This is a genomic window from Alistipes sp. An54, assembly GCF_002159375.1.
Lineage (GTDB): Bacteria > Bacteroidota > Bacteroidia > Bacteroidales > Rikenellaceae > Alistipes > Alistipes megaguti.
In genome coordinates this window covers 255,315-274,531 of sequence record NZ_NFIA01000001.1, presented here as the reverse complement: position 1 = coordinate 274,531, position 19,217 = coordinate 255,315, and the positions used below count along the sequence as shown (strand labels likewise).

Below are 19,217 nucleotides of genomic sequence, written 5' to 3'. Positions count from 1 at the left end.
TCCGTTTGCATCGGTCGAGACCCCCTTCTGGGTTTCACCCCCCCCCCTTCTGAGTTCCCTTCACGAGTACGGCGACGCCGGCCAGCGGCTCCGAGTTGTCATCCATGACCACGCCCGAGACCTTGTTCTGCGCAAAGCCGACGGTGGTCAGCAGTATGGCTGCCAGTATAAGCAATATCTTTTTCATCGTTGGATTCGGTTAGTAGTGGTTTGACGCTAAAATTGCCGGATTGCGCGGATGCCGATGGTCCATCCCTCCTTGTCGGCGATGTCGGTCACCAGGTTTTCGGGCTCGTAGAAATTCACGTAGTAGGCGCTCCAGACGGCCGCCGTGTCGTCCGTGTCGCCTTCGGTAGAGGACCAGTAGTTGTTGTCGGGCAGGCCGGCCCCCTTTTCGGCGAGCATGTTTTTCTGGTAGAACAGCTGTACGAGCTCCTCCTGCGAGGGCAGGAACCAGTCGTCGTAGATGATTCCGTCGACGGTTTCGGTCTCGGCATCGCACTGTTCGGCAGCCGATTTCTTCGACGAGGGCCAGGTGGCGAACTGCTGGTGGAAGTTCTTCATGGCCTCGACGCAGAGCCGCGTGTTCTCCTTACCGGTGTAGATCCCCTTCTGGGTGCCGCCGTGTTCGGAGGTGGGGCCCCATTGTTCGGTCGCCGAACCCGTATTGGCACGTTTGGCGATCAGTCCGTGAATGCCTTCGTCGGAGGTGTAGTAGACGATTCCGCCGCCGACCTCATCGCCGACTGCGACGGCTACATTGACCGTTCCGAGCCGCCCCTGACGGTTTTCGCGCACGAGCGTAAGGGTGTTCACGCCGTAGCATCCGTCGGGAATCACGATGTCGATACCCTCTTCGGTCAGTGAGACGTCGGTGGTGTAGGATGCGTTCGAGGGGTAGGCGTCGGAGGTGAACACGGCCTTGTCACCGGCCGCAAAGCCGGTCCCGGCGATCGAGAGGATTGCGCCGCGCGAGGTGTTGCCGGTCGGCATGACCAGGTCTTCGATCGTGATGACGTAGGCGACCTTGAGCAGTTCGGGCAGTGTGGTCACCTTGCCTGCGCGTTCGACATCGACCTCATAGGTTCCCGCGGCCTCTTTCGGGATGGCAATCGAGATGCCGTAATCGGTGACGTCGACCACTTCGGGTGTAAAATCCTTCTCCTGGGAGAGCGAGGTGCAGTAGAGAATGTCTCCGAAATCGAATCCCTTGCCGGAGATCGTAACCGTCGTGCCTGGAATCGTATTGCTTTCCGAGGGCATGACCACTTCTTTCAGAATCGGGGCAATGGGTTGTGCCTTCCGATCGGTCTCGTCGTTGCAGCCCGCAGAGGCGAGGGCGAGGGACGAGAGGAGAATCATGAAGTTCAGTTTTCTCATGGAAGTTTGGGTTTTAGGGTTCAGTTTGGTTCTTTCAGTAGCGTTAACCGATGCAGGCGGCCTCCTGCATTTCGTCGATCTCCCTGCGATAGGGGACCGAATTCTGGGCCCCGAGTCGGGTTACCGAGATCGAGGCGACCCGCGAAGCGAAGCGGGCGGCCCGGGTCAGATTCTCTCCCTCGGAGAGGGCGACGCACAGGGCGCCGCAGAAGGTATCTCCGGCGGCGGTGGTGTCGATGGCCCGGACCTTGTAGGCCTTGATGCGGGTGAACGAGGCCCCGTCGTAGCAGAGGGATCCGAGCGAGCCGAGGGTGACGAGGATGTTCTTCGTTCCCCGCCCATGGAGTATTCGGGCGGCTTCTTCGGCCGAATCCCAGTCGGAGACCTTCATGCCGGCCAAAATTCCGGCTTCACAGCGGTTCGGGATCAGGATGTCGATCATGGCGAGCAATTCGTCGGGAAGCGGCGCGGAGGGAGCGGGGGCGGGGTTCAGAATGACCGTGACTCCGTTCTGGTGGGCGATTCGGGCTGCAGCGACGACGGTTTCCAGCGGAATCTCGAGCTGCATGATGAGCAGCCTTGCCGAGGTAATTTCGTCCCGGGCGTATTCGATATCCGCGGGGGTGAGGGTGTCGTTGGCCCCCGGAGCAACGACGATGCAGTTTTCTCCGGCTTCGTCGACGGTCACCAAGGCGATTCCCGAGGGTACTTCATCGTTGCGGAGGATGAACTTCGTATTGATACCCTCCTGGCGATATCCTTCCGTGGCTCTGTTTGCGAACAGATCGTTTCCGGTTTTGCAGATGAAGGTGACGTTTCCGCCCAGGCGGGCGGCGGCGACAGCTTGATTGGCCCCTTTGCCACCTGGGTTCATGAGGAATGTTCCGCCCAGGACGGTTTCTCCCGGAGCCGGCAGTTTACTGGACTTGATGACCATGTCCGTATTGCTGCTGCCGATGACAACAATTTTGTAGGGATTCATGATGGAAAAGTTTTAGGTTCGGCGGCTGTTTGCTGGAGGTGGTTGGTCTCGTCTTGCGCAAACGTTTGTGCAAATATAAATAAAAATATTCCGAATTGTCAAATTATTTTGAATGTTTTTTTCAAAAAAAGTATCTTTGTAGAGAAAATTTACTTGATTATGCAAAAGGAGACGCTTATAACGATTGCCGAGAGGACTGGATTTTCCATATCTACGGTATCTCGGGTTCTGAATGGGAAGGCGCAAAAATATCGGATTGGAGCAAAAACGGTCGAAATCATCACCGAAGAGGCCCGAAAATGCAACTATCAGCCCAATGTGACTGCGCAAAGTCTGCGGACGAGGCGCACAAATACGATCGGACTGGTCGTCCCGAACATCGACAACCCTTTTTTCGCCAATATTGCCAACGTCATCATCCACGAAGCACGGTTGTATCACTATACGGTGATTCTGATCGATTCGATGGAGAACGAGCGGGACGAACGGGAGGGAATCGACTCGCTGATGAGCCGGAATATAGACGGGATCATTGTGGTCCCGTGCGGAGGCGATTCGCGGATGCTCGAGCAGGCGGCCCAGCGGACTCCGATTGTATTGATCGACCGTTATTTCTCCGATACGACGCTGCCATACGTGTCGACCGACAACTACCTGGGCAGTTACAATGCGACGCGGATGCTTCTGGAGATGGGACACCGCCGGATCTGCTGTATTCAGGGTCCCCCCTCGTCCATTACGACCATCGAGCGGGTGCGCGGTTATCGGGAGGCGCTGCAGTCGTACGGACTGGAGGATCAGGCGCGAGTCTCGGGAACCGACTTTACGATCCAGAACGGTTACGTCGAGGCGAAGCTTGCCTTTGCCCGGGCGGAACCGCCGACGGCGATCTTTGCCTTGAGCAACACGATTCTCCTGGGTACGATCAAGGCGGCTGCGGAGTCGGGTTTGAGGATTCCGGACGATTTGTCGGTTATCTCGTTTGACAACTATACCTACCTGGATTTTCTTTCGCCGGCCATTACGCGCGTCAATCAGCCGATTGAGGAGATGGGGATCCTGGCCGTCAAGATGTTGTTCCAGATTCTCCGGAAGCAGGATCCGGGACGGGCCCAGATTCTGCTGCCGCCGAGTCTGATTGTCCGGGACTCGGTCCGCTCCCTGCATGAGCCGTGAGCCGGACCGTGGGAACCGCCCCCATGCAAAACGCCCCGACCGAATGAGCGGTCGGGGCGTTTTTTGTATGGCGGATGCCGAATGGTTGGTGACGGGGCGGCTTGGTGCCGGCCGTCGGAATGATGCCCTGCGGGTCAATATCCGAAGAGCTCCTCCTGCGAAACGGTGGTGATGGGGCCGAGCGTCTTGAGGAAGTTCAGGTCGAGATCCTGAATGTTGCCCAGAATACCGTAGGTGTAGGGGCGATCCTTGACCCATTTCTGCTGGGCGGCCTTCACGTCGTCGAGCGTCATCGACTGCACCTTCTCGAAGATCTGCCGGTTGCGGTCCTCCGTGAGTCCCAGACGGCGCAGGGCAACGTAGGAGTTCAGCACATGGCCCCCCGTGGTGCGATCGGTGCGCAGACGGGTCAGGATGGCGTCCTTGGCGATCTGGAAGGCGGCCTGCGATTCGGGCATCTGGTTGATGATCTCGTCGAAGGCCTCGATGGCGGTCTTCATCTTGTCGTTCTGCGTGGCGATGAAGGCGATGTAGCTGTAGCTCGCGTCGGCGAAAGCGGGCGTCGCGAGGAAAGCCTGGGCCGTGTAGGCCAGACCGCGGGCTTCGCGCATCTCCTGGAAGCAGATCGAGTTCATGCTGCCGCCGAAATATTCATTGTAGAGCGTGATCTCGGGATCGGTCTTCACGTCGAAGGTCTCGCCGCGGTTCGAGTACTGCAGGTAGTAGAGCTGGTTGGCATCGTACTGGGCCAGCACGACGCTGCTCTTGTCCGTACGCAGTATCTGCGCGTGGTTCTCCTCGAGGGGCTCGAGTACGTCGGCCGCCTTGTGGTAGTCGGCCAGACATTTTTTGGTGTCGGGCTCGGTCATCGGGCCGTAGTAGAAGATCTCGTGGCTCTTGTTCAACAGCTCCTGAACGCTGGCGATGAGTTCCTCCGAGCTGAGGGCCTGCAACTGTTCGTTGGTCAGCGTCGTGCGGCGGATGTACTCCTTGCCGTAGAACATGTAGCGCTGCAGGGCGGCGAAGTTCCTCGACTGGCTGAGTTTGGCGTCGGCGCGCGACTTGATCATGTCCTGCTTGAGGTTCTCGAGGATGGCCTCGTCGGCCTCGGCACCGGCGATCAGCCCCTCGACGATCTGCATGGCCTTGGGCATGTTTTCGCTCAGACCCGCGATCGTGATGGTGCTCAGGTTGCCGCCGGCGTACATCTTGAAGGAGCAGGCGATGTCGTACATCTCTGAGGCGATCTGCTCGGCCGACATGGCTTCGGTTCCGAGGTAGCTCAGGTAGTCGAAGGCCAGTCCGAGGGCGGGATCGTTCTCGGTTCCCTTGTTGAAGACATACTGCAGTTCGAAGATATCGTTCAACTCGTTCTTCTTGTAGAGGACGTGGATTCCCTCGCGCAGGTCGAACTGCGACATCTCCTTCTGATAGTCGACGAATACCGGCTCGATGGGCTTCACGGGGGTATTCTGGATCTCGGTCAGGAAGGCGCTCTGCTTGTCGCGGTTCGTGACGATGGGGGTGATCTTCGGGGCGGCGATCTTCTGTACGCTCTTGTCCTCGCCCTCACGCTTGTAGACGATGGCATAGCTTTCGGGGCCGAGGTACTTGTTGGCCCAGTCGACGACGTCCTGCTTGGTGATCCGGGCCATGCGGTCGAGTTGTGCCACCTCGTCGGCCCAGTCGGTCCCGGCGATGAACGACTGCACGTACATGTCGGCGCGCGAGTCGTTGTTCTCGAGGGCGCGCATCATGTAGAGCTTGAAGTTGTTGATCGAGGCCTGGATGAGCTCCTCGTCGAAATCGCCCGAGCGGAGCTTGGCCACTTCGCCCAGCAGCAGGTCGCGGACCTCTTCGAGCGACTGTCCGGCCTTGGGGCTTCCGCCGAGCAGGAAGGTGCTGTAGTCGGGCTGGCTCGAGTAGCCGCCGTAAGCGGAGAGGACCTTCTGCTGCTGGTTGAGATCCAGGTCGATCAGGCCGGCCTGTCCGTTGTTGAGAATGGCGCTGGCAATCTGGGCCACGTCGTTCGGATCGGACGACGAGCCCGGCAGCCGCCAACCCATCAGGACGTTGGCCGCCTCCAGCCCGTAGACCTCGCGCACGATGGGCTCCGTAATGGGCTCTTCGGGCTGGAACTCCAGCTTGGGCAGATTCTCGTTGGGCTGCATGTCGCCGAAGTACTTGTCGATGGTGGCGATCACCTCGTCTGGATTCAGATCACCCGACAGACAGATCGCCATGTTGTTCGGGACGTAGTAGGTCTTGTGGTAATTCTTGACGTTGGTGATCGAGGGGTTCTTCAGGTGCTCCTGCGTACCGAGTACGGTCTGCGTACCGTAGGGATGGTGGGGGAACAATGCGGCATCGAGCGCCTCCCAGACCTTGCGGTTATCCTTCGTCAGGGACATGTTCTTCTCCTCGTAGATGGTCTCCAGCTCGGTGTGGAAGCCGCGGATCACGGGGTTGCGGAAGCGGTCGGCCTCGATCTTCGCCCAGTTTTCGACCTCGTTCGAGGGGATATCCTCGACGTAGACGGTCATATCCTGCGACGTGTAGGCGTTGGTTCCGTTGGCGCCGATGGCGGCCATCAACTTGTCGTACTCGTTCGGGATGGCGAGTTTCGAGGCTTCGTAGCTGATCGAGTCGATGCGGCGGTAGATGGTCTCCCGTTCGACTTCGTCCTCGGTCTGGCGGTAGACCTCGAAGAGCTGTTCGATCTCGTCGAGCATCGGCTTCTCGGCGGCGTAGTCCGAGGTTCCGAAGTTGGGCGTGCCCTTGAACATGAGGTGTTCGAAGTAGTGGGCCAGACCGGTGGTTTCGGCGGGGTCGTTCTTGCCGCCGACGCGCACGGCGATGTAGGTCTGGATACGAGGCGTCTCCTTGTTGACGCTCATGTAGACCTTCAGACCGTTGGGGAGGGTGTAGATCCGGGTGTTCATCGGATCTCCTTCGACCGTTTCGTACTTGTACTTGCTGCACGACGCGGCGAGCAGCGTCAGGATGACGACGGTCAGAGCCAGTAGTTTTTTCATAATATTTGATTTAGAAAGCGTTAGCAACCCAGTTTCGCAGCGTGGGCCACGTGTCGACCAGGATATGGATGAAGATGCCGATCGAGGCGATGAGCTTCAGCCCGGTTCCGACGATGAACGAGAGGAACGACCCGCAGCCGACGACCAGTGCCTTGGCGAAGTCCCGGCGGTCGTTGATCAGCTCGCCGACGACGGCGCCGAGGAAGGGGCCGAGGATGATCCCGATGGGGGGCAGGAGGAAGAATCCGACGAAGATGCCGACCGTGGCGCCGATCGATCCGGCGCGCGAACCGCCGAAACGTTTGGTCATCCAGGCGGGGAGGAAGTAGTCGGCCGCGCTGACGGCCACGCAGACGGCGAGCCAGATCCAGATGGCGGCGGCCCCCATCTGCGACCAGGAGGTGAAGTAGGCGCAGAGCAGCCCCGCGTAGGAGAGGATGGTTCCCGGCAGGGCCGGGACGATACATCCGGCGATGCCCAGGATGGCCAGTACGAAGGCGCTTATCGACAAGGTAATATCCATAGTAGGAGGCGGGTAGTCCGATGGAGACAAAGATAGGACTAAAAATGGAAAAATCTCCCATTCGAGGGAGATTTTTCGAATTTTGGCGGCGCTGGAGTCCGTTTTGCCGTATGTCGGACTATTCGACGAGCCGGTTGGTTGCCGTGTCGGGGAAGATGACCCAGGGACGGAACTGCTTGGCATCCTCGAAATCCATCAGGGCGTAGGAGGCGATGATGATGATGTCGCCGACCTGTACGCGGCGGGCTGCGGCGCCGTTCAGGCAGATGCAGCCGCTGTTGCGGGGGCCCTTGATGATGTAGGTTTCGAATCGTTCGCCGTTGTTGTTGTCCATGATCTGGACCTTTTCACCCTCGATCATGTTGGCGGCCTCGAGCAGCGCCTCGTCGATGGTGATACTGCCCACGTAGTTGAGATCGGCCTGCGTGACCGTCACACGGTGGATCTTCGATTTGATGACTTCGATCTGGAATTTCATTATCGGATACGGATGTTGTCGATTAAACGGATATCACCGGCCTGTACGGCGATGCAGCCCTGAATGCGGTCGCAGTCGTTCCAGCTGTGGACCTCCTGCATCGTGCGGGCGTCGACCGACTGGTAGTAGATGACCTTGAGCAGGGGATTGCTCTCGACCTCATGCACGACCCACTCCTTGAGGGCCTGGGGGTCGAGCGTCTTCGACATCTCGACGGCCTTGCGGAGCGTGGCGTAGATATGGGGGGCCGCGGCGCGGTGGGGGGCATCGAGCAGCTGGTTGCGCGACGAGAGGGCCAGTCCGTCCTCACCGCGGACGATGGGGCACTCGACGATCTGAACGGGCAGACGGAGCTGCTCGACCATGGCGCGGATGACGGCGATCTGCTGGAAGTCCTTTTCGCCGAAGTAGGCGCGAGCCGGGCGTACGATGTCGAACAGGCGGCTGACGACCTGGGCCACGCCGTTGAAGTGTCCGGGACGCGTGGCGCCCTCCATGACCTTGTCGATCTGACCGAAATCGAACTGGCGGGTATCGGGTTCGGGATAGATCTCCTCGACCGAGGGCATCAGGACGAAGTCGGCGCCTGCGTCGCGCAGCAGCGCCTCGTCGGCCTCCGGGGTGCGGGGGTAGTGTTTCAGATCGTTTTTGTCGTTGAACTGCGTGGGGTTGACGAAAACGCTGACGACAACGGTCTTGTTTTCACGCCGGGCTCGTTCGACCAGCGAGCGGTGACCTGCGTGGAGGGCACCCATCGTGGGAACGAATCCGATCCCGGACTGCTCCGTGCGATCGAGTTCGGCGCGAAGCTCTTTGACACTGGTAAATACTTTCATCTCTTTCGAATGAATGGTCTCACTCAGAAAATGAATTCGTTTCACTCTGAAACGGATTGCGGGGCAAAGGTAGAAATTCCCGCAGACATAACGAAGGAAAATTTCAAAAAATGCACTATCTTTGGCGGAAACTAACGCCATATAGCGCATGAAAAGGCTTTTTACCATTGCATCCATGACAATTGTTCTACCCGTCATGACCTCGTGCGGCGACGCCTCGCAGAAGGCTGCCGCACCGTGGATCGTCGACCGTTTCGACGACATCAAGGTCATTCGTTATGAAGTTCCGGGCTTCGAGACGCTTCCGCTCGAGCAGAAGGAGCTGATCTACTATCTTTCGGAGGCGGCCAAGTGCGGTCGGGACATTCTCTTCGACCAGAACTGCGTGATGAACCTGCCGGTGCGGCGGACCCTCGAGGTGGTCTACGAGAACTACGCCGGAGACCGTACGACGCCCGAGTGGAAGGCGCTGGAGAAGTACCTCAAGAAGGTCTGGTTCGCCAACGGCATCCACCATCACTATTCGAACGACAAATTCACGCCCGAATTCTCGGAGGGCTACCTGCTGGACGTCATCGAGACGATCCCCGAGGAGAAGTTCGGCGAGCTGAACGCTCTGCGGCGGGATGTCTGCCTGGCGATCTTCGATCCGTCGATGTATCCCACGCGGTTGAACCAGCGTGCGGGCGACGATCTGCTGCTCACCTCGTCGAGCAACTATTATAAGGGTGTTTCGCAGGCCGAGGCCGAGAGTTTCTACGCCGGGATGGCGGCGGCCGATGCCGCGGATCCCGAACCGGTCTCCTACGGTCTGAACAGCCAACTGACGAAGGATGACGGGGGGAAACTCTTCGAGCGGACGTGGATGGTCGGCGGCATGTATTCGGCGGCCATCGAGCGGATCGTCTACTGGCTGGAGAAGGCCGAGGCCGTAGCCCGCGAGCCGCAGAAGTCGAACATCGCGGCGCTGATCGCCTACTACCGCACGGGTGACCTGAAGGAGTTCGACCGCTACAACATCGGCTGGGTGCGCGATACGGTTTCGAACGTCGATTTCGTCAACGGCTTCATCGAGACCTACGGCGACCCGCTGGGTTTCAAGGCGTCGTGGGAGGCCAACGTGAATTTCGTCGATTCGGCGGCCTGCCACCGCACGGAGGCCATCTCGTCGAACGCGCAGTGGTTCGAGGACCACTCGCCCGTCGATCCGCAGTACCGCAAGGCAAAGGTCAAGGGCGTCTCGGCCAAGGTCATTACGGTGGCGATGCTGGGTGGTGACTGCTACCCCTCGACGCCCATCGGCATCAACCTGCCGAATGCCGACTGGATCCGCAAGGAGTATGGCTCGAAATCCGTAACGATCGACAACATCACCTACGCCTACGACCAGGCGGCACACGGTAACGGCTTCAACGAGGAGTTCGTGCTGCGGGCCGAGGACCGCGAGCGGATGGACAAGTACGGCAAACTGGCCGACGACCTGCATACCGACCTGCACGAGTGCCTGGGCCACGGCTCGGGCCAGCTGGCACCGGGTGTGACGGGCTCCGAGCTGCGCAGCTACGGCTCGACGCTCGAGGAGGCGCGTGCCGATCTGTTCGGCCTCTACTACCTGGGCGATGAGAAGCTCGTCGAACTGGGGCTCGTTCCGTCGTTCGACGTGGCGAAGGCCGGTTATGCCAACTACGTGATGAATGGTCTGATGACGCAGCTGGCGCGCATCGAGCCGGGCAAGAACATCGAGGAGTCGCACATGCGCAACCGCAAGCTGATTTCGGAGTGGTGCTACGAGCACGGCAAGGCCGACAACGTGATCGAACTGGTCCGGCAGGACGGCAAGACCTACGTGGTGGTCAACGACTTCGGGAAGCTGCGCGCGCTCTTCGGCGAACTGCTCCGCGAGGTGCAGCGCATCAAGTCGGAGGGTGACTACGAAGCGGGCAGGGAGCTCGTCGAGCGTTACGGCGTGCAGGTCGATCCGACGCTTCACAACGAGGTGCTGGAGCGCTATGCGGCGCTGCACATCGAACCCTACGGCGGCTTCGTCAATCCCGAATACAAGCTGGTCGAGAAGGAGGGCAAGGTGGTCGACGTGAAGATCAGCTATCCGGCCAACTACGTGGAGCAGATGCTCAACTATTCGAAGAACTACTCCTTCCTGCCGAACGTCAACTGACCTTGGATTCGGACTCCGGGTCGTGGCGCATGATCCGGCAACGAACACATCGTGAGAGGGCAGACTTTGAGTCTGCCCTCTTTTTTTGTGGCGTTGTCGGGTTGCGGCATAGAGTCGGGACGGAGCTGCGGCCCCTCCCTGCAGAAATCTGGTGGCGGATGGCAAACAGAAGAGGCGCACCCCGACCGGGGATGCGCCTCTTCGCCTTGTGGCACGAAGAATTACTCGGCCACCTCTACGAACTGGTCCTTGCCGACGCCACAGACGGGGCAAACCCAATCTTCGGGAATCTCCTCAAAGGGGGTTCCGGGGGCGATGCCGCCATCGGGATCGCCGACTGCGGGGTCATATACCCAGTCGCAGACTTCACAACGATACTTTTTCATCTTTTTCTTCGTCTTTTTTTAGAGTGAATAAAGGTTTGATATGCAAATTGATTGCCGGAACTACTCCGGCTGTTTGTCCTGCGTGTCACCTTTGGCTCTTTCGATACAGCCGGCCGTTTCAGCTGCTCCGGCGACCCCGTTCCATGGCTTCAGGTCTCCGACCGTCTCGTTGCGGGCCTTCTCGTTTGCAGCCGCCGCGCCTTCCTCTTCCTCCTCTTCCTCCTCTTCCTCCTCCTCATCGAGCCGGTTTCCACCGGGGGGCATCAGCTCGGCGACGAGCCGGTCGGCCTCCGAGCAGGAGACATAGAGCCGATCTTCGTAGATGTCGGTGATCTCGACGAAGTTGCGCCATTCGGAGGCGTAGATCCGCACGCGGTCCAGGCGCCGCAGGTCGAGGAAGTGGCCGTAGTAGCCGAAGAAACCGTACCCTCCGAAGATTGGGATGAGCCACTTCATGCGGCGGTTTTCGACGCGGCGCACCGAGGCGATTTCGTCGCGGCGGATCTCGGTGATGTCGAGCAGACAGCGGATCTCGACGCGGTCGTCCATGACGACGATCTTTCGCGGGATCGAGAGGGCCATCAGGGCAATCAGCGCGACGATGAACGAAGTGAACCACGCCGAGAGATATCCGCCCTCGTAGAGGTGGTAGAGGGCCCATCCGAGCAGTACGAATACGATCAGGTAGACGATCGAAACGTAGATCGTATGGCGGGAGAATCGGTATTTGTAGATGCTTTGCATCGCTTTTCTGCGGCTCTAATTTCTGCGGTTCTAAACGGGATTCGAACGGAGTGCGTCGTTGGTTTATTGTCTTTTTGGGGGCCTGCTGTTTGTCTGCGTGGGTGTATCGTGTGGCCGTTTATGTCCGGAGGAGAGGATCGCTCCTGTCGACCTTCCCTGTCGGAGCCTTACCCCTTGTCGGATTGTCCGCCTCCTCTCCGTGCTGCGTCGCCTCCTCCCTGCGTTGGGCCTCTTCCTCTTCGCGGGCGGAGAGCAGCGCTTCGGCGATGATGAAATCCTCGGGGGTGGTGAGCTTGAGATTCGAGCGTTCGCCCCGGGCCAGCGAAACGGGATATCCGGCGGCCTCCACCACCGAGGCATCGTCGGTGAACTCCCGCCGGTAGGGTTGCGCGTAGGCTTCTCGCAGCAGCCAGCTGCGGAAGATCTGCGGGGTCTGGACGATGCGCAGCCGGCTGCGATCCAGGGGATGTGATCGGGGATCCTCCGAGTCGCTGTTGGCGTTGGCCGGACTGGTTGGATTCGTTGCCGTTTCGGCGGCTTCTACCTCCCGGAACGAATCGGCCGGCTCCACGACGGGTATGGCGGCACCGTACCGGAGGGCGGTCTGGGCCACGCGGCGGATCATCTCCACCGATCCCAGAGGGCGTACGCCATCCTGTACGGCGATCAGATCGGGATCGCTCCGCAGGGCGGAGAGTCCGCAGCGCACCGAGTCGAACCGTTCCGCGCCACCGGCCACAACCTGGTGGCGGGCCACTTCGAAGCGGGCTGCGAAATCCTTCCAGAAGGCGATGTGGCTCTCGGGGAGGACGACGACGATCTCCGCTCCGGGCCACGCGGCGGCGAAGTTGCCGATCGTGCGGGCCAGTACGGGCTGTCCGCCCAGCAGCCGGAACTGCTTGGGAATGGAGCCGCCCATGCGGCGGCCGCTTCCTCCGGCTACGATAATGACTCCGATGCGTTCCATGGGAAGTGTCTCTTTTGGCTGCGAAATGGTTATGGATTGCGGATGTTTTCTGCCGGCGATGGCTTGCGGCCGGGTCGACTGTTCGGAATTTTCCGGTTCGGGGTGTTATTTTTCGCTCTTCTTCTCTTCGGTGGCGGGAGCGGCGGAGACTGCCGTTGCGGCTGGCAGCTGCAGCGAATCGAGCTGCGTGATGCGCTCCTCGGGTTTTACGTCGCCGTTGAGTTCGGCGATGATGCGGTCACGGACGAACTCGAAGAGGGCGCGGTTCTCCTTCGAGATGGGCTCGGCGGGCTCCGAGGGGATCTTCAGCGGATCGATCGGCGTGCCGTTTTTCCAGATACGGTAGTCGAGGTGGGGCCCCGTCGAGGCGCCCGTCGAACCGACGTATCCGATCAACTGTCCCTGCGAGACGCGTGAACCCTTCGAGATGCCCTTGGCAAAGCGGCTCAGGTGGAGATACCCGGTCTGCAGGTTGCCGGCATGCTTGATCTTGAGGGTGTTTCCGCCACCGCCGCCCCAGCCCTTGAAGATCACCACGCCGTCGGCCACGGCATGTATGGGCGTACCCTTCGGCGCGGCGTAGTCGACGCCGGTGTGCGGACGGTAGACCTTATAAATAGGGTGCTTGCGGGCGTAGGTGAAGCGCGAACTGATGCGCGAATACTTGAGCGGGGCCTTGAGCAGCTGTTTGCGCAGGCTTCCGCCGTCGGCCTCCCAGTACTGGATCTTGCCGCCCTGGCGGAACGGAATGGCATAGAACTCCTTGCCGCTCTGGATGAACTTGGCGCCCCAGATGCGTCCGATGCCGGCCGAGACCGTATCGTCGATGAATCGTTCGTCGTAGATGACCGTGAAGCTGTCGCCCTTCTGGATGCCGAAGAAATCGACCGTCCACTGGTAGATATCCTCCAGATCGGCGGCCAGGGCGTAGGGGAGGTTCTGCTCCATGATGGCACCCCAGAGCGAGGAGTTGATCACGGCGCTCTTCTTCGTACGGCGCAGGGTGTACTGCTTGCAGTCCTTGCGCACCGAGACGGAGTCGTTGTCGTGGAATCCGAAGACGACGTAGTCGGTGACCGAAGTCTCGTAGACGAGCCAGTCGAGGTGCGGGGCGTAGAGCGAGTCTTCGTGGATGAAGGCCGTGTATTTGTGTCCGGCGCGGATGTTCCGCAGGGGGAAGACCTCCCTGGAGGCCTTGTCCAGGCGGTCGACCACCAGCGCCGAGATGCCGTATCGGTTGAGGATGCCGCCCATGGTTTCGCCGTTGCCGACCTCACCGGTTTCGGTGCGATAGTCGTCGACGTTGATCCCGTAGAGAAGGTTTTCGGGGGCTTCGGGCTCCGCCTCCCCGGTATTGGCCGACTGGCGGCCGCAGGCTGTGGCCCCGACCAGGAGCAGGGCACAGAGGAGTGTTTTCAGATTCTTCATAATCGAAGCAAAGATAGTAAAAAAAACGGTACGGGAGTCGCCGTTTCGACCGCTTTTCGAGTCGCTTCGCCGAAAAACCGTTTGCCGGATTCATACAAACGGGTTGCGGAGGGGTTTTGGTATCCGGAGCGGCGGGCTCGACCCGTATTTGGGTGGGTGAAGCCAGAATTGCGGCTCCGGGTTTGGCGATCCGGAGAATAATTGTTATCTTTGAAGGTTGTCTGTTCAAACCGGTAGAAAGATGCTCAAAAGCCTGCTCGCACCTGCAGCCTTCCTCTATAAAATGGGGGTGACCCTGCGTCACCGCCTCTTCGACTGGGGCATCCTCAAGAGCGAGAAGTTCGACATCCCGATCATCTGCATCGGCAACATCACCGTGGGCGGCACGGGCAAGACCCCGATGGCCGAGATGCTGATCGCCTACATGTCGCAGATGCACCGCGTGGCGCTGTTGTCGCGGGGCTACGGCCGCCGTACGCGGGGCTACCTCGAGGTGCAGTGCGATTCACACTACCGCGACGTGGGGGACGAACCCCTGCAGATCAAGCTGAAGTTTCCCGATACGCTGGTGGTGGTGTGCGAGAAGCGGGCCGACGCCATCCGCCGCATCCGGGCCGAACACCCCGAGGTGGATCTGATCATCATGGACGACGGTTTCCAGCACCGTTACGTGGAGCCGAAGATCAACGTGGTGATGATCGACGCCACGCGACCGGTCCAGCACGACCGGATGCTGCCCGCGGGGACGCTGCGCGACCTTCCGGAGGAGCTGCACCGCGCCCACTATTTCATCGTCACGAAGTGCCCCGAACACATGGCGCCGATCGACCGTCGGATTCTGCGCAAGGTGCTGATTCAGGTGGCCTACCAGCGGGTCTATTTCACGCGTTTCGAGAGCTTCATGCCCCAGCCGCTCTACACGGAGGAGGCCGATCCGGAGCCGCTGGCCCATGGCCGCGAGGTGATCGCTCTGTCGGGGATCGGCAACCCGGGACCCTTCGTGCGGTCGCTGCGCGAACGCTACCGAGTGGTCGAGGAGATGACGCTCGACGACCACCACATCTACCGCGTGCGGGACATGCACGCGCTGCAGGCGCTGCTTGCGAAGCATCCCGGGGCGGTGATCGTCACCACCGAGAAGGATGCCGTGAAGATGACCAACCGGGCGAAGGTTCCCGACGAAGTTCGCCGGGCGCTCTACTACCAACCGATCAATATTTCATTCATAGAGGATTCGGCAACGGATTTTCTGCAAAAACTGGAACAAGATGTTAGAGGAAATTAAGAAAACCGCAGCCTTCATCAAGGCACATACGGAGGGTTTCACCCCCGAAGTGGGCATTGTCCTGGGTACGGGTCTGGGCGGCTTCGCCGACACGATCGACACGGCCTGGACGCTCGAATACAAGGATATCCCGGGCTTCCCGGTCTCGACGGTCGAGGGGCACAAGGGACGGCTGATCTTCGGTGAGGTCGAGGGTCGCCGGGTGGTGGCCATGCAGGGCCGCTTCCACTACTACGAGGGCTACACGATGCAGCAGGTGACCTTCCCGATCCGGGTGATGCAGCAGCTGGGTATCCGCTGGCTTTTCGTGTCGAACGCCTCGGGGGGCATCAACCCGACGTTCCGCGTCGGTGACCTGATGGTCATCACGGACCACATCAACCTGCTGCCCAATCCGCTCATCGGACGCAATCTGGACGAACTGGGCCCCCGCTTCCCGGACATGCACAACTGCTACGACCGCGAACTGGTGGCCGCGGCGACGCGCATTGCCGAGGAGGAGCACATCAAACTGCAGTACGGCGTCTATGTGGGCGGTACGGGCCCGACGTTTGAGACGCAGGCCGAGTACCGCTTCTATAAGGCCATCGGGGGCGATGCGGCGGGCATGTCGACCGTCCCGGAGGTAATCGTGGCACGACATATGTCGATTCCGGTCTTCGGGGTTTCGGTGATTACGAACTGCGGCCTTTCGGACGAAGTGGGCGACCACGAGGATGTGCAGCTTCAGGGTCGGAAGGCCGGCGCGAGGATGGAGCTGCTGTTTAAACGCATGATCAAAAATCTGAAATAAGAAGATGGTAAACAAGGTAATCCTGATCGGCAACGTGGGCATGGACCCCGAGGTGCGCACGCTGGAGGGCGGCGCAAAGGTGGCCCGTATCCGCCTGGCCACGACCGAGCGGCTCTATGACCGTCAGTCGAACGAGACGAAGGAGCACACCGAATGGCATACGATCACGCTGTGGCGGGGTCTGGCCGATGTGGTGGACCGCTACGTGCGCAAGGGCTCACAGATCTATATCGAGGGGCGTCTGCGCACGCGCGAATGGATGGACAAGGACAACAACAAACGCTATACGACGGAGATTCTGGCCGACGTGATGAATCTGCTGGGTCGTCGTTCGGACAATCCGGCGACCGACAACTCCCAGACGGGCTACCAGCAGGGCGGCTACCAGCAAGGGGGGTATCAGCAGGGCGGCTCGCATCAGGCGGGCGCCTCGACGGGCGGATATTCGCAACCGGCCTCTTCGGGCGCTTCCTACCAGCAGCCGCAGCCGGCCGCAGCCTCGACGCCGGCTGCTCCGGCCGATGATCCGGACGATCTGCCGTTCTGATCGGCCGGCCGTGATCCGCAAATCAGCACCCCCGGGCCCTTTCGGTCCGGGGTTGCTTTCGTGTGTGGAGGCAGATCCGTGGAGAGGACGGGAGCTGTCGACGGCGATAGAAACGGTGCAGAGTCCGATGCCGGGGGCGGATTTTGTGCCCGTTGCTGCTTGGCCCGGGGCCTTGTGATCTGCTGCTGCCGGGGTCGGGATTCTGTGCCCGTTGCTGCCGGGCCCGGGGCCTTGTGACTTGCTGTTGTAGGGGGCGTGTTATCGGGTTGCGGGGCGCGTCAGCGGTTGAGCCACTGGCGGAACTCCTGCACGCGGTCGGTGCTGACCAGCGCCTCCTCCCCTTCGGGCAGCGGAGGCTGGAGCACCACCTTGATGCGGCTTCCCGAGTAGCGGACCATCTCGCGGATCGACTCGAAGGAGATGATCAGGCGGCGGTTGATACGGAAGAAATACCGGGGCGAGAGCTTTTCGCCCACCTCGGTGAGCGTACGGTCGAGGAGGTAGTCCTTGCCGTCATGTGTCACCAGATGGAGGTACTTTCCGTCGGCCATGAAGTAGGCGATCTCGGCGGTGGTTACCGAGCGCATCCGGGCCCCGATCTGGACGAGGAAACGCTCCTGCCAGGCCTCCTCGGGCGCTGAGGCCGGATCGGAGCTGCCGGCCGTCGGGCCTGTGCCGACGCGTGCCAGCAACCCGAGCTTGTCGATGGCGCGTCGGAGATCCTCGCGGCCGAAGGGCTTGAGCAGATAGTCGATCCCCTTGTTTTCGAAGGCTCGCATGGCATAGGTGTCGTAGGCGGTGATGAAGATCACCGGGACGTTGACCGGTGTGCGGCGGAAGATGTCGAATCCGTTGCCGTCGCCCAGATGGATGTCCATGAAGAGCAGGTCGTGGTCGATGCGGGGCAGCAACTCCACGGCTTCGGCTACCGAGGAGGCCGTAGCGACAATTTCGATATGCGGGGCAACTTCGGAGAGCGTATTGCGCAGTTCGGCAACCGACAGGGGCTCGTCTTCGATGATGATGGCTTTCATGGGACGTAAAATTACAAAAAAAAGAGTCCGGAGCAAAAACCGGACTCTTTTTCGTGTCGGGACCGCACCGATCAGTTGTTCAGATCGGGGTTGCTGTTGACGGCCGACTGCGGGAAGGGGAGCGTGTAGCGCGAATCCCCGGCCTGCAGGGTGTAGGAAGAGCCTTCGTAGCGGTGGGTGATCGCGGGACGCGTCGTGCGCCGCAGGTCGAACCAGCGGTGCCCTTCGAGCGGGAATTCGCGGGCCCGTTCATCGGCCACCTCCTGGCGCAGCGCCTCGGCATCCATCGCCTCGACGCGGGCCCGCTGGGCCTCCATGGCCTCGTTCTTCATCCGTTTGGACTGCAGCTCGAGCAACAGGGTCCGGGCCTGCTCCAGTTCCGAGGGGAGGTACGACCCGGCCTCGGCAGCGATGAGATACATCTCGGCCACACGGATCGAGATGCGGTCCGACGACGAGCGGTCGACGCCGTATCCCGAGAGAGCCGATTCGCCCTCTCCGGACTTGATCTCCTTGAGGTAGGTGCGGCGGCAGTCGTTTGCCGGATCGAAGAGCGCAAGGAGACTCTCGGAGAGGAGCGCTCCGCACACCAGATCGCCTCCCGAGTAGGAGAAGGGACGGTCGAGTGCCAGAATGGCCTCCGAAGAGTCGGCCTTCCAGGGGCGCGTGGTTGCGTCGCCGAGGGCGTTCAGGTCGAGCAGCTCATACTTCGGCAACAACCCGACGGCCAGCTCGTAGGCCTGCTGCCACTGCCGGGTGTAGAGCAGGACACGGGCCTTGAAGGCGGCCAGCGCATTGAGCGAGAAGCGGTAGTTGTGCGTGGCATCGGGCTGTTTTTCGACGCTCATCAACGCTTCGGCACGGGAGATGTCTTCGAGAATCGAGCGGTAGGCGGCCTCGACGGTCGAGGGCCGGTACTGCTGTTCGATGTCGATGTGGTCGGAGAGGACGATTCCGCGGTCCGACGACGCCGTGGCGGGGTTGTAGGGGCGGCCGTAGAGGTTCACCAGCTCGAAGTGGTTGTAGGCGCGCAGGGCGTAGGCCTCGCCGAGGATCTGATCGCTCGGTTCGCCGGCGTCGTCGACATCGGCAGCGCCGATGTTCTCGATGACGGCGTTGGCGTAGAAGATCGACTGGTAGAAGTACTGGTAGGGATACTCCTGCATCTGCCCGCCGTACTGCCACGTGTAGTTGTAGCCCAGCGGGACGACCTCGCTGGCGTTCAAGAAGGCGCTGGCGTCGATGGCTCCGACCTCGTCGGAGAGCAGCGCCGTGAACGAACGGGCCGATCCGAAGGGGTAGGCGTTGTAGCCGCTGGTCAGCAGCGCCCGGAACTCGGAGGTCTTGTGGGGGATGACCTGCCCGACGGGCTCGATCTCGAGGTAGTTGCAGCCGCTCGCGGCGAGGGCTGCCAGAAGGATATATGCTCGTTTTTTCATCGTGGGGA

At 60.7% G+C, this 19,217-nt stretch carries 17 protein-coding genes and 1 pseudogene; 5 read left to right on the top strand and 13 right to left on the bottom strand.

Annotated elements, in window-relative coordinates; translation table 11 throughout:
- Positions 1-34 precede the first annotated feature (34 nt).
- From B5G09_RS14265 to rbsK, 3 genes are read right to left on the bottom strand one after another with little or no spacing between them, the layout of a single operon-like run.
- Entirely contained in the window at positions 35-187 is a 153-nt protein-coding gene (locus B5G09_RS14265) for a carboxypeptidase-like regulatory domain-containing protein (protein ID WP_241147520.1), read from the bottom strand.
- 29 nt (positions 188-216) lie between these two features.
- A complete protein-coding gene (locus tag B5G09_RS01040) occupies positions 217-1,380 on the bottom strand; it encodes an IPT/TIG domain-containing protein (RefSeq protein ID WP_087403662.1) in 1,164 nt (387 codons plus the stop codon).
- Between the two features lie 43 nt (positions 1,381-1,423).
- Complete coding sequence (gene rbsK / locus B5G09_RS01035; protein ID WP_087403661.1) at positions 1,424-2,362, bottom strand: ribokinase; 939 nt, start codon at positions 2,360-2,362, stop codon at positions 1,424-1,426.
- A 159-nt stretch (positions 2,363-2,521) separates the two neighbouring features.
- Here rbsK and B5G09_RS01030 point away from each other — a divergent pair, with 159 nt between their 5' ends.
- Positions 2,522-3,538, top strand: a complete 1,017-nt coding sequence (locus B5G09_RS01030) for a LacI family DNA-binding transcriptional regulator (protein WP_087403660.1) — start codon at positions 2,522-2,524, stop codon at positions 3,536-3,538.
- A gap of 134 nt (positions 3,539-3,672) precedes the next feature.
- Here the strand turns inward: B5G09_RS01030 and B5G09_RS01025 are convergent, their stop codons facing one another.
- The 4 genes from B5G09_RS01025 to panC all read right to left on the bottom strand — a co-directional run bounded on the left by B5G09_RS01025 (position 3,673) and on the right by panC (position 8,410).
- The gene (locus B5G09_RS01025; protein WP_164496855.1) at positions 3,673-6,573 is read right to left on the bottom strand and encodes an insulinase family protein; all 2,901 of its coding nucleotides are present in this window, start codon (positions 6,571-6,573) and stop codon (positions 3,673-3,675) included.
- A 10-nt stretch (positions 6,574-6,583) separates the two neighbouring features.
- Positions 6,584-7,096, bottom strand: a complete 513-nt coding sequence (locus tag B5G09_RS01020) for a DUF456 domain-containing protein (RefSeq protein ID WP_087403659.1) — start codon at positions 7,094-7,096, stop codon at positions 6,584-6,586.
- Positions 7,097-7,214: 118 nt separating this feature from the next.
- Positions 7,215-7,574 carry an aspartate 1-decarboxylase gene (gene panD / locus B5G09_RS01015; RefSeq protein WP_087308857.1) on the bottom strand — a complete coding sequence of 120 codons (360 nt, stop codon included), beginning with the start codon at positions 7,572-7,574 and terminating at the stop codon, positions 7,215-7,217.
- The gene (panC, locus tag B5G09_RS01010) at positions 7,574-8,410 is read right to left on the bottom strand and encodes a pantoate--beta-alanine ligase (RefSeq protein WP_087403658.1); all 837 of its coding nucleotides are present in this window, start codon (positions 8,408-8,410) and stop codon (positions 7,574-7,576) included. Before panC ends, panD begins: the two co-directional genes overlap by 1 nt.
- A 175-nt stretch (positions 8,411-8,585) precedes the next feature.
- On the opposite strand from panC, the gene B5G09_RS01005 reads away from it, so the two are divergent.
- On the top strand, positions 8,586-10,586 hold the full coding sequence (locus B5G09_RS01005) for a dihydrofolate reductase (RefSeq protein WP_087403657.1): 2,001 nt from the start codon (positions 8,586-8,588) through the stop codon (positions 10,584-10,586).
- A gap of 221 nt (positions 10,587-10,807) precedes the next feature.
- Here B5G09_RS01005 and rd read toward each other — a convergent pair whose 3' ends face one another.
- The 4 genes and pseudogenes from rd to B5G09_RS00985 form a co-directional block, all read right to left on the bottom strand.
- Entirely contained in the window at positions 10,808-10,972 is a 165-nt protein-coding gene (gene rd, locus B5G09_RS01000; RefSeq protein ID WP_087308860.1) for a rubredoxin, read from the bottom strand.
- A 219-nt stretch (positions 10,973-11,191) separates the two neighbouring features.
- Positions 11,192-11,716, bottom strand: a pseudogene (locus B5G09_RS00995) (PH domain-containing protein); the annotation flags it as partial.
- A gap of 118 nt (positions 11,717-11,834) precedes the next feature.
- The gene (locus B5G09_RS00990) at positions 11,835-12,683 is read right to left on the bottom strand and encodes a 2-C-methyl-D-erythritol 4-phosphate cytidylyltransferase (protein WP_087403655.1); all 849 of its coding nucleotides are present in this window, start codon (positions 12,681-12,683) and stop codon (positions 11,835-11,837) included.
- 105 nt (positions 12,684-12,788) lie between these two features.
- The gene (locus B5G09_RS00985) at positions 12,789-14,111 is read right to left on the bottom strand and encodes a M23 family metallopeptidase (protein WP_087403654.1); all 1,323 of its coding nucleotides are present in this window, start codon (positions 14,109-14,111) and stop codon (positions 12,789-12,791) included.
- A 241-nt stretch (positions 14,112-14,352) separates the two neighbouring features.
- On the opposite strand from B5G09_RS00985, the gene lpxK reads away from it, so the two are divergent.
- The 3 genes from lpxK to ssb are packed head-to-tail and all read left to right on the top strand — an operon-like array spanning position 14,353 to position 16,736.
- Positions 14,353-15,396 (top strand): tetraacyldisaccharide 4'-kinase, encoded by a 1,044-nt coding sequence (lpxK, locus tag B5G09_RS00980; RefSeq protein ID WP_087403653.1) that lies wholly within the window; start codon positions 14,353-14,355, stop codon positions 15,394-15,396.
- Positions 15,380-16,189 carry a purine-nucleoside phosphorylase gene (locus tag B5G09_RS00975; RefSeq protein WP_087309067.1) on the top strand — a complete coding sequence of 270 codons (810 nt, stop codon included), beginning with the start codon at positions 15,380-15,382 and terminating at the stop codon, positions 16,187-16,189. The genes lpxK and B5G09_RS00975 overlap by 17 nt, the downstream gene beginning before the upstream one ends.
- A 4-nt stretch (positions 16,190-16,193) precedes the next feature.
- A complete protein-coding gene (ssb, locus tag B5G09_RS00970; RefSeq protein WP_087403652.1) occupies positions 16,194-16,736 on the top strand; it encodes a single-stranded DNA-binding protein in 543 nt (180 codons plus the stop codon).
- A gap of 278 nt (positions 16,737-17,014) precedes the next feature.
- Here the strand turns inward: ssb and B5G09_RS00965 are convergent, their stop codons facing one another.
- Together B5G09_RS00965 and B5G09_RS00960 are read right to left on the bottom strand one after the other, a co-directional pair.
- Entirely contained in the window at positions 17,015-17,770 is a 756-nt protein-coding gene (locus tag B5G09_RS00965) for a LytTR family DNA-binding domain-containing protein (RefSeq protein ID WP_087403651.1), read from the bottom strand.
- Positions 17,771-17,841: 71 nt separating this feature from the next.
- Entirely contained in the window at positions 17,842-19,209 is a 1,368-nt protein-coding gene (locus B5G09_RS00960) for a RagB/SusD family nutrient uptake outer membrane protein (protein WP_087403650.1), read from the bottom strand.
- Between the last annotated feature and the right edge of the window lie 8 nt (positions 19,210-19,217).

Bases quoted from the DNA above. Each gene is read 5' to 3' on its own strand.
- B5G09_RS14265 (WP_241147520.1), bottom strand. From the start codon at position 187: ATGAAAAAGATATTGCTTATACTGGCAGCCATACTGCTGACCACCGTC.
- B5G09_RS01040 (WP_087403662.1), bottom strand. From the start codon at position 1,380: ATGAGAAAACTGAACTTCATGATTCTCCTCTCGTCCCTCGCCCTCGCC.
- rbsK (WP_087403661.1), bottom strand. From the start codon at position 2,362: ATGAATCCCTACAAAATTGTTGTCATCGGCAGCAGCAATACGGACATG.
- B5G09_RS01030 (WP_087403660.1), top strand. From the start codon at position 2,522: ATGCAAAAGGAGACGCTTATAACGATTGCCGAGAGGACTGGATTTTCC.
- B5G09_RS01025 (WP_164496855.1), bottom strand. From the start codon at position 6,573: ATGAAAAAACTACTGGCTCTGACCGTCGTCATCCTGACGCTGCTCGCC.
- B5G09_RS01020 (WP_087403659.1), bottom strand. From the start codon at position 7,096: ATGGATATTACCTTGTCGATAAGCGCCTTCGTACTGGCCATCCTGGGC.
- panD (WP_087308857.1), bottom strand. From the start codon at position 7,574: ATGAAATTCCAGATCGAAGTCATCAAATCGAAGATCCACCGTGTGACG.
- panC (WP_087403658.1), bottom strand. From the start codon at position 8,410: ATGAAAGTATTTACCAGTGTCAAAGAGCTTCGCGCCGAACTCGATCGC.
- B5G09_RS01005 (WP_087403657.1), top strand. From the start codon at position 8,586: ATGACAATTGTTCTACCCGTCATGACCTCGTGCGGCGACGCCTCGCAG.
- rd (WP_087308860.1), bottom strand. From the start codon at position 10,972: ATGAAAAAGTATCGTTGTGAAGTCTGCGACTGGGTATATGACCCCGCA.
- B5G09_RS00990 (WP_087403655.1), bottom strand. From the start codon at position 12,683: ATGGAACGCATCGGAGTCATTATCGTAGCCGGAGGAAGCGGCCGCCGC.
- B5G09_RS00985 (WP_087403654.1), bottom strand. From the start codon at position 14,111: ATGAAGAATCTGAAAACACTCCTCTGTGCCCTGCTCCTGGTCGGGGCC.
- lpxK (WP_087403653.1), top strand. From the start codon at position 14,353: ATGCTCAAAAGCCTGCTCGCACCTGCAGCCTTCCTCTATAAAATGGGG.
- B5G09_RS00975 (WP_087309067.1), top strand. From the start codon at position 15,380: ATGTTAGAGGAAATTAAGAAAACCGCAGCCTTCATCAAGGCACATACG.
- ssb (WP_087403652.1), top strand. From the start codon at position 16,194: ATGGTAAACAAGGTAATCCTGATCGGCAACGTGGGCATGGACCCCGAG.
- B5G09_RS00965 (WP_087403651.1), bottom strand. From the start codon at position 17,770: ATGAAAGCCATCATCATCGAAGACGAGCCCCTGTCGGTTGCCGAACTG.
- B5G09_RS00960 (WP_087403650.1), bottom strand. From the start codon at position 19,209: ATGAAAAAACGAGCATATATCCTTCTGGCAGCCCTCGCCGCGAGCGGC.